Below are 8,772 nucleotides of genomic sequence, written 5' to 3'. Positions count from 1 at the left end.
GCGGCGCTGCTCGGCGCCGGTGCCTCTTCGGCCCAGACCGCCATCGTCATCGGCGGCGGCCCGCGCATGGACAACGACGCCGTCTGGCAGCGCATCGTCGACGAGGCCGGCGGCCCCGGCCAGGCGCGCTTCGCCGTGCTCGCCACCGCCGCGGCCAATCCGGAACTCTCCGCCCGCCTGATCATCGACGCGCTCAAGCGCCACGGCGCGCAGGCCGAGCACATCCCGGTCGCGCCGCGGCTCGAGGGCGTCGACCTGCAGCGCAACCTCAACGACCCGGCCCTGATCGGCAAGGTCCGCGCGTCCAATGCCGTGTTCTTCTCCGGTGGCGCGCAGGGCTTCATCGTCGACACGCTGCAGCCCGGCGGCCGCCGCACCGAGATGCTCGACGCGATCTGGGAGGTCTACCGCCGTGGCGGCGTCGTGGCCGGCACCAGCGCCGGCGCGGCGATCATGAGCCGCGTGATGTTCCGCGACGCGCTCAACGTCATGGAGGTGATGCGCGGCACGCTGCGCGAGGGCCAGGAGATCGACCGCGGCCTGGGCTTTGTCGGCGACGAGCTCTTCGTCGACCAGCACTTCCTCAAGCGCGGTCGCATCGGCCGCATGCTGCCGCTGATGATGGCCAAGGGCTACCGCTTCGGGCTGGGCGTGGAGGAGAACAGCGCGGCCGTCGTGCGCGGCGACCGCATCGATGTCATCGGGGGACGCGGCGCGCTGCTGGTGGACCTGCGCGACGCGCGCAGTGATCCGACGCTGGGCATGTTCAACCTCCGCGGCGCGCGGCTCAGCTACCTCGACAACGGCGACCGCCACGACCTGCGCAGCGGCGTCACCAGCCCGGCAGCCCGCAAGACCGCCGCCGGCGCACCGGTGCCGATCCGCGCGTCGGCGCTGGGGCAGCCGATGCCGTCGCGCGGTCCGGTCGATACCTTCCAGCCGGACATCCTCGGCGACAACCGCATCGTGCAGGCGATGAGCGAGCTGCTGCAGTCGCCGGCCAACGAGGTGCGCGCGATGGCCGCGCGCATCCGGCCCGGCGCCACCGAGCCGCGCGACCGCACCGGCTTCGTCTTCCGGCTCTACCGCGGCGCGGACACGCAGGGCTGGATCGACGCTGACGGCAACGCGCACGACGTCACGCTGCTCGACGTCCGCCTGGACATCCGCCCGGTGCGCCTGCCCGATCCCAACGCGGCGGCGCCGGCCTCGACGCTGCCCGGCGCGACGCTGGTCGCGCCCGCGGGCCTGCGCTAGCGCGGCGGCGACCGCGATCGCGGCGGCCGGTCAGGTGCCCAGCGCCTGCGCGATGAAGTGCTTGGGCACCTTGGGCTTGGGCACGCGCACGCTGAACCAGCGCCGCACGTCCTGCTCCAGCCCGAGGCCGTGCATGAAGTTGTAGAGCGCCTTCTTCAGCGCGTCGCCCATCGCGTCGTGGTCGGTGCCGGTGGGATCGACGAAGCCGACGTCGTTCTTCGCGAACGGGGAGGGCGGCAGCGGCAGCAGCCGCACGCCGAATGCGGCCGGGTCCTGGCCCACCGGCGAATGCACGGTGCAGGCGAAGCGGTGGAAGAAGCCGCTCTGGATGCAGCCGTTCTCGAAGAGCTGGCGCACGTACTCGAGCGCATCGACGGTGTCCTGCACCGTCTGCGTCGGGAAGCCATACATCAAGTAGGCATGCACGAGGATGCCGGACTCGGTGAAGGCGCGCGTCACCCGCGCCACCTGCTCGACCGACACGCCCTTCTGCATCAGCTGCAGCAGCCGGTCCGAGGCCACCTCCAGCCCGCCGCTGATCGCGATGCAGCCGCTGTCGGCCAGCAATTGGCAGAGCTCGGGGGTGAAGGTCTTCTCGAAGCGCACGTTGCCCCACCAGCTGATGGACACCTGGCGCGCGATGAGCTCCTGCGCCAGCGCCTTGAGCACCTTGGGCGGCGCGGCCTCGTCGACGAAGTGGAAGCCGGTCTGGCCGGTCTCCGCCACGATCGCCTCGATGCGGTCCACCAGCGTCTTGGCCGAGGCCGCCTCGTAGCGGGAGATGTAGTCCAGCGTGATGTCGCAGAAGCTGCACTTCTTCCAGTAGCAGCCATGCGCGATGGTCAGCTTGTTCCACCGGCCGTCGCTCCACAGCCGGTTCATCGGGTTGAGCATGTCCAGCAGCGACAGGTAGTCGTGCAGCGGCAACCCGTCCCAGGTCGGGGTGCCCACGTCCTCGAAGGGCACGTCGGGCTCGACGAAGTTGATGTAGCGGACCTGGCCCGCCAACTCGCCGCCGTCCTCGCGCACGAAGCAGCGCACCAGGCGCTGCTGGCTGCGCCGGCCGGCGATGTGCTCGAGCAGCGCCAGCAGCGGGCGCTCGCCGGCGTCCAGCGTCACGAAGTCGACGTAGTCGAAGAGCCGCGGCTCGGCGAGCTCGCGCAGCTCGGTGTTGACGAAGCCGCCGCCGAGCAGGATCTTGATGCCCGGCCGCTCGCGCCGGATCGTCTGGCCGATGCGCAGCGCCGCGTAGACCGCGCCGGGGAAGGGCACCGAGAGCAGCACCACGTCGGGCCGCTCGGCATCGATGGCGGCCAGCGTCAGCTCGCGCAGCAGCTCGTCGACGAGGTTGGGCGGGGCGTCCAGCGCCTCGCGCAGCGGGTCGAAGGTCGGCTGGCTGGTCGCCAGCTGCTCGGCGTAGCGGACGAACTCGAAGCGCGGATCGACCGATTCGCGCAGCACGTCGGCCAGGTCGTTCAGGTAGAGCGTGGCCAGGTGCCGCGCGCGGTCCTGCAGGCCCAGCGCGCCGAAGGCCCAGGCGAGCGGATCCTCGCCCTCCTCGGACACGTAGACGTCCAGGGTCTGGAAGCGGCTGCCCTCGGGCAGGAAGGTGCGCGTGTTGATGCGGTGCGCCAGCGTCGGATCGCGGCCCTGCAGGAAGGCGATCACCGGCGTGATCGTGGCCAGGTAGCGGTCGAAGTCCTCGTCGAAGTGGCGCGAGGCGATGCCGCGGTCGGGCAGCGGGATCGCCTGCACCGCGGCGCGCACGCGCCGCAGGCCGTCGCGCGAGAAGAGCTTGAGCACCAGCGCCAGCGCCAGGTCGCGCTGCGCCGCGGGAATGCCGCGCGAACGCAGGAAGCCCGTCAGGTACGCGGTGGACGGGTAGGGCGTGTTGAGCTGCGTCATCGGCGGGATGAGCGACAGCACGCGGAGGGCGGGCGCGGCGGCGGACATGGACAGCACTGTAGAAGCAAAAAAACAAACCCGGCATGGGCCGGGTTTGTTCGGGATCGCCGGAGGGCTCCGGCGATCGGCGCATGCCAGAAGTGGATTACTTCTTGGCGGCCTTCTTGGCGGGCTTGGCGGCCGGCTTGGCGGCAGCCTTGCGAGCGGCGGCCTTCGGGTCCACGGCGGCCTTGAAGCCGGCGCCCGGGGTGAACTTCGGCAGCTTGGCGGCGGCGATCTTGATCTTGTCGCCGGTGCTGGGGTTCACGCCGGTGCGCGCGGCGCGGGCGTGTTGCTTGAAGGAGCCGAAGCCGGGGATGGAGACGGCGCCGCCCTTCTTCACCGTGGTGACCACGGCGTCCAGCAGCGTTTCCAGGATGCGGCCGGCTTCGGCCTTGGTCAGTTCGTGCTTGGAAGCCAGGTGTTCGATCAGTTCGGTCTTGTTCATTCGTTGACTCTGCAAGTTAAGGCCCGGCACGAGCCGGACGGCGCGTATTGTGCGCGAGAAATCCGGCCCGCATCCCCGGGTTGCCCCGCAAATCACCGATGAAATCGCACATCCGGGGTCACGTCTTGCGCGATGGTCCTGTCCATCGGCCTTCCCGGCGCCAGGGCTGGCCCGGGAATTTGTCACAGCACGCTTCAGGACACGAGCAGCCGGTGCACCAGGTCGGGCGTGCTGGCCGCGCCGTACTTCTTCATCAGCCGCGCGCGGTAGACGTCGACGGTGCGCGGGCTCACGCCCAGCCGCTTGCCGATCAGCTTGCTGGTCAGGCCCTCGATCAGCAGCGCGGCGATCTCGCGCTCGCGCGCGGTCAGGTCGGCCTTGAGCTGGCGCGTGGCCGACAGGTCCTCGAAGCTCCAGATGCCGCTGGCATGCGGCCGCGCCGGGTCGAGCGCGCGGCCCGACACATGGCACCAGAACAGCTCGCCCGCGCGCGGGCCGCCGACGCGCTTCATCACGCGCTCGTCGGCGTAGTAGCCGGAGGCATCGAGGCTGGCGACGATGCGCTCGCCGGTGCGCTCGAACTCGACCGGGCTCGGATACAGCAGCGCGAAGCTGTGCTCGATCAACTGCTCGCGCTGCGCGCCGAAGATCTCCAGCACCAGGCGGTTGCAGTCCTTGATCAGGCGGTTCTCGGACAGGACCAGCCCGATCGGGGCCTGGTCGAAGGCGGTGCGGTAGTCGAGGCTCATGGGGACGGTCGGTCCGCGCGTCACAGCAGCGCGTAGGTCGTGGTGGACTGCACCGCGAGCCGGCCCTGCTCGTCGAGCAGGTCGATCTGCCCGAACGCCAGGTTCCTGCCGCGGCGCAGCAGGCGGGCCTCGACGGTGCAGCGCGCGCCGGAGATCGGGCGGATGAAGGTCGATTGCAGCTGCACCGTGGTCATCGGGCGGAACTCGCCGAGCTCGCGCATCATCAGCAGCACCATGGCCGTGTCGGCCGCGGCCATCGAGGCCTGGCCGCACATCACGCCGCCCACATGCACCAGATCGGGCGCCACCGGCATCGTCAGGCGCAGCAGGCCGTCCTCCGCATGGACCGGCTCCAGGCCGAGCGCGACGATCCAGGGGGCGAAGATCTTGGGGATCTGCACACGCAGTTCGTCCAGGGGCAGGGTCATCGGGCTTCCTTCGAGGGGCGGTGGCGGGGATGATGCTTAATCAATTCTACGTAGCGATACCTAATGTCTTACGTAGCAGAATCGTCGGCTGGTTCTGAACCCCGTGGATCGCACGGCAAGCAGGAGACATCGGATGAACAAGCTTTTCCCCAGTGCCGATGCGGCATTGGACGGCATCGTGAAGGACGGCCAGTTGCTGGCGGTCGGCGGCTTCGGCCTGTGCGGCATTCCCGAGGCACTGATCGCCGCGCTGCGCGACAGCGGCGTCAAGGGCTTGACCGTCATCAGCAACAACGCGGGCGTGGACGGCTTCGGCCTGGGCCAGCTGCTGCAGACGCGGCAGATCAGCAAGATGATCTCCAGCTACGTCGGCGAGAACAAGGAATTCGAGCGCCAGTACCTGGCGGGCGAACTGCAGCTGGAATTCACGCCGCAGGGCACGCTGGCCGAGAAGCTGCGCGCCGGCGGCGCCGGCATCCCGGCCTTCTTCACCCGCACCGGCGTGGGCACGATGGTCGCGGAGGGCAAGGAGATCCGCGAATTCGACGGCCATCAGTACGTGATGGAGCGGGCGCTCAATCCGGATGTGGCGCTGGTCAAGGCGCACATCGCCGACAAGAGCGGCAACCTGGTGTTCCGCCGCACCGCGCGCAACTTCAATCCGGCCTGCGCGATGGCGGGCAAGGTCACGGTGGTGGAGGTGGAGCAGATCGTCGAGGTCGGCGAGCTCGATCCCGACAGCATTCACCTGCCCGGGATCTATGTGCACCGCATCGTGCACAACCCGAATCCCGAGAAGCGCATCGAGAAGCGCACCACCCGACCCGCCGCCTGAGGAGACCGACATGCCCTGGACCCAAGACCAGATGGCGGCACGCGCCGCGCAGGAGCTGGAAGACGGCTTCTATGTGAATCTCGGCATCGGCATTCCGACGCTGGTCGCGAATTTCGTGCCGGCCGACAAGGAAGTGTGGCTGCAGAGCGAGAACGGCATGCTCGGCATCGGCCCGTTCCCGACGGATGACGAGGTCGACGCCGACCTGATCAACGCCGGCAAGCAGACGGTGACGACGATTCCCGGCTCGTCGATCTTCGGCAGCCACGACAGCTTCGCGATGATCCGCGGCGGCAAGATCAACCTGAGCATCCTGGGCGCGATGCAGGTCAGCGAGCACGGCGACCTGGCCAACTGGATGATCCCCGGCAAGATGGTGAAGGGGATGGGCGGCGCGATGGACCTGGTGGCGGGCGTGCCGCGCGTGATCGTGCTGATGGAGCACGTGGCCCGCAAGAAGGACGGCACCGAGGACCTGAAGATCATCCCGAAGTGCACCCTGCCGCTGACCGGCGTGGGCGTGGTGAACCGCATCATCACGGACCTGGCGGTCATGGACGTCACGCCCCAGGGCCTGAAGCTGGTGGAGCTGGCGCCCGAGGTCACGCGGGACTTCGTGCAGAGCAAGACCGGCGTGACGCTGCTGTAAGTCGCTCATCAGCCCCGCGGCGGCTGATCTCGCGGCGGCTGATCCAAGGTTTGCTGGTCGAGCGCTTCGAGCTCGCTCACTGCCAGCTCGGCCAGCACGCGTTCGCCATTGGTGGCGGTGCTCGCGGTGGCCTGCGCGATGAAGGCCGGCCCGGCGGTGTAGCCGGTGGTGTTGATCTCGTAGGTGTAGTAGCCGGAGACCTTCCAGCTGGCCGGCTCGTTGAGCAGCCGCGCGATCTCCGCTTCCAGCCGCGCGGCCCGCGCGTCGACGGGCGCGTCGCCGCCCGCATGTCCCCCCGCATGCCCCTCCGCATCGGCACCGCCCTCCAGGGCCGGGCCTTGCTCGCCGCGCGACACCGCCGCGCATCGCCGGATCATCTCGATCTCATCGCGCTGGAGGTTGATCGTCTCCACCACCTCGGGCCGCAGCTTGAGGCTTTCCCCGAACGACTGATTGCCGCGCACCGCGGCCTGGTTCACTTCCGAGACGAAATCCTGCAGCCGCTGCTTGCTCTGCGGCGTCTTCGCGATGTCGTTGGCGCGCGCGCCGAGGTACTCGTTGAAGGAGGCGGGATCCACGAACTCGACCAGCCGCCGGATGTAGCCCGGATGCAGGTCGCCGTGTTCATCGACCATGCGCAGCGTCACGCTCGCGCCCTTCGGAACGAGCGCGGCCGAGACGCCGACCAGCGGCACGCTGGGCAGGCTGACCGATTCCGGCTGGCCCGGATGCCGGGCGAAGTGGCCCGGGCTGGCCGAGGCCGACACCAGCGCCGCATTGACATTGAGCGCCGACGACTGCGCCCGCGAGCGCTCCACGCCGCGGAGCCATCCGTTGGCGTCGATGCGTTCGTTCTTGCCGGCCAGCAGGTGATCGCGGCTGGCGCTCAGCGACGGGCCGAAGTTCCATCCCGCCAGTGACAGGCGCGCCATCGCGTTCGCGACCTTGGACACCGTGTGGCTGCTGCGCCGCTGGTCGCGCCAGTTCACCGAGATGTCCCGCTCGCGGAAGAAGCGCTCGCTGAAGTCCTGCCAGAGCTGCTCCGGCGCGGCGCCGCGCGCACCCTCGGCGCGCTCGCTCTGCGCGAAGAGGAAGCCCAGCACTTCGTTGGCCTTGCCGCGCCACGAGTCGGTGGGCTTGTTGGCCTCGTCGCGCTCGACGCGGGTGCGGATGATCACGCCGCTCGGCCCGCTCGTGTCGTGCGAGTACCCGTAGCCGACACCGCCGCCCAGCGAGGCGTGGAAGGTCGATTCGCCGGCGCCCAGCGCGATGCCGCCGAACACGCCCAGGCTCAGGCCCTTCGAGGACCGCTGGTCGATGCCCATGAAGACCTCGCCGCCGTAGGACGAGGAGCCGATCTCGAGGAACGCGTGCCGGCCGCGCAGCGCCTTGAAGCCCGGTCCCACCGAGAGGCCGATCATGGCCTTGAAGTCCTGCATGTTCAGCGACTGGTTGGCGTTCAGGCCGTAGGTCGCGCCATCGAAGTAGCGGACGTTGTTGCCTAGCGGCGTGGTGTCGATGACTTCGGCCAGCGCCGCCTGGATGTCGCCGCGAGCGGGCCCCGCCGGGCGGATGGGGCGGCCGGCGTCGAGGTCCCGCACCCGGGCCAGGAGCGCTTCGGCGCTGGCGCCGGGCGTGTCGCCGGTTCCGGGAGCCCCGACCGGCGGCGCCTCCTGGAGCCAGCGGGCGAGCGTCTTCAGGTTCAGCCGCTTCAGCTCGGCCAGGGCCGGATGGTGCTTCACGCTGGCGGGATCGAGCCCCAGCCCCGGGGCGAGCACGGCCGCGGCGGTCGCGATCGTTGCGCGGTCCTGGCTCGAGGGCTTCCATTCGACCGCGGCTCCCGCTTGCCCGGCGACATGGCGCCAGCGCGCCAGGCACTGCTGGCGCAGCAGCAGTTCCCCGCGCCGCGCGCTCGGCAGCACGCGCCAGCTCGACAAGGCGCCGAGACGGGCCGAAGCGGCACCGAGCGCCTCGCCGAGCGTCTGTTGAAGCCGCTGGGCTTCGGTGGACGCCAGCCCCAGGTTGGTCCCGCCCGCGGCGAAGGCGGTGGCGTTCAGCGGCGACTTCTTCATGCCCACCAGGCGGCGGGGATCGAAGGCGGCGCGCGGCTGGGTCGCCCGGCGCTCGGCGCGGCGGATCCAGGTGGTGAACTTGGCCATGCGCGCCTGCGTGCGGGCCAGCGGCGTGCCGGGACCGCGGTCGCGGTAGCCGCTGCGCCAGGCGACGTAGGCCGACACCTGGGCGGGGTCGTCGATCTGGGCCGCCGTGGCCATCGGATCGGCGTAGAGCTTGGCCGCGCACAGCAACGTGTCGATGGCGTGCGTCCGCCGCGTCGGGGCCCCGGCGGCAGCGGTGCCGGCCGACTCGATGTGCGCGGCGGCCTGCAGGAAGGTCCGCAGGCTCTCGCGCTTCATCTCGCCGGCTTCGCCGCGGGCGCGCAGGCTCGCGTCCGCGCTCAGGCG

General features: G+C 70.2%; 8 protein-coding genes. 3 read left to right on the top strand and 5 right to left on the bottom strand.

The genetic code is table 11. The features are described 5' to 3' along the window. Nucleotides 1–1,257, top strand: a 1,257-nt coding sequence (locus FUT87_RS09265; RefSeq protein ID WP_147240845.1) for a cyanophycinase, incomplete at its 5' end; no start/stop codon positions are given. 30 nt (nt 1,258–1,287) lie between these two features. Here the strand turns inward: FUT87_RS09265 and FUT87_RS09260 are convergent. The 4 genes from FUT87_RS09260 to FUT87_RS09245 all read right to left on the bottom strand — a co-directional run bounded on the left by FUT87_RS09260 (nt 1,288) and on the right by FUT87_RS09245 (nt 4,826). Continuing rightward, on the bottom strand, nt 1,288–3,210 hold the full coding sequence (locus tag FUT87_RS09260; RefSeq protein WP_147240844.1) for a radical SAM protein: 1,923 nt from the start codon (nt 3,208–3,210) through the stop codon (nt 1,288–1,290). A gap of 97 nt (nt 3,211–3,307) precedes the next feature. Beyond that, nucleotides 3,308–3,649 carry an HU family DNA-binding protein gene (locus FUT87_RS09255; RefSeq protein WP_091732368.1) on the bottom strand — a complete coding sequence of 114 codons (342 nt, stop codon included), beginning with the start codon at nt 3,647–3,649 and terminating at the stop codon, nt 3,308–3,310. Between the two features lie 194 nt (nt 3,650–3,843). Further along, entirely contained in the window at nt 3,844–4,398 is a 555-nt protein-coding gene (locus tag FUT87_RS09250) for a LuxR C-terminal-related transcriptional regulator (protein WP_091732371.1), read from the bottom strand. A 20-nt stretch (nt 4,399–4,418) separates the two neighbouring features. Then, nucleotides 4,419–4,826 (bottom strand): PaaI family thioesterase, encoded by a 408-nt coding sequence (locus tag FUT87_RS09245; protein ID WP_255511743.1) that lies wholly within the window; start codon nt 4,824–4,826, stop codon nt 4,419–4,421. A 133-nt stretch (nt 4,827–4,959) separates the two neighbouring features. Between FUT87_RS09245 and FUT87_RS09240 the strand changes: the two genes are divergently transcribed. Both FUT87_RS09240 and FUT87_RS09235 read left to right on the top strand, forming a co-directional pair. Continuing rightward, nucleotides 4,960–5,661, top strand: a complete 702-nt coding sequence (locus FUT87_RS09240) for a CoA transferase subunit A (RefSeq protein WP_147240843.1) — start codon at nt 4,960–4,962, stop codon at nt 5,659–5,661. Between the two features lie 10 nt (nt 5,662–5,671). Further along, a complete protein-coding gene (locus FUT87_RS09235) occupies nt 5,672–6,310 on the top strand; it encodes a 3-oxoacid CoA-transferase subunit B (RefSeq protein WP_147240842.1) in 639 nt (212 codons plus the stop codon). Nucleotides 6,311–6,318: 8 nt separating this feature from the next. On the opposite strand, the gene FUT87_RS28590 is transcribed toward FUT87_RS09235, so the two are convergent. Beyond that, nucleotides 6,319–8,772: hypothetical protein (locus tag FUT87_RS28590; protein ID WP_186830448.1), on the bottom strand; the 2,454-nt coding region annotated here is incomplete at its 5' end.

It is taken from the genome of Mitsuaria sp. TWR114, assembly GCF_007997345.1.
This window is presented reverse-complemented; position numbering and strand designations above follow the sequence as displayed.

Coding starts and splice junctions, on each gene's coding strand:
- FUT87_RS09250 (WP_091732371.1), bottom strand. CDS start 4,398: ATGAGCCTCGACTACCGCACCGCCTTCGACCAGGCCCCGATCGGGCTG.
- FUT87_RS09260 (WP_147240844.1), bottom strand. CDS start 3,210: ATGTCCGCCGCCGCGCCCGCCCTCCGCGTGCTGTCGCTCATCCCGCCG.
- FUT87_RS09235 (WP_147240842.1), top strand. CDS start 5,672: ATGCCCTGGACCCAAGACCAGATGGCGGCACGCGCCGCGCAGGAGCTG.
- FUT87_RS09255 (WP_091732368.1), bottom strand. CDS start 3,649: ATGAACAAGACCGAACTGATCGAACACCTGGCTTCCAAGCACGAACTG.
- FUT87_RS09240 (WP_147240843.1), top strand. CDS start 4,960: ATGAACAAGCTTTTCCCCAGTGCCGATGCGGCATTGGACGGCATCGTG.
- FUT87_RS09245 (WP_255511743.1), bottom strand. CDS start 4,826: ATGACCCTGCCCCTGGACGAACTGCGTGTGCAGATCCCCAAGATCTTC.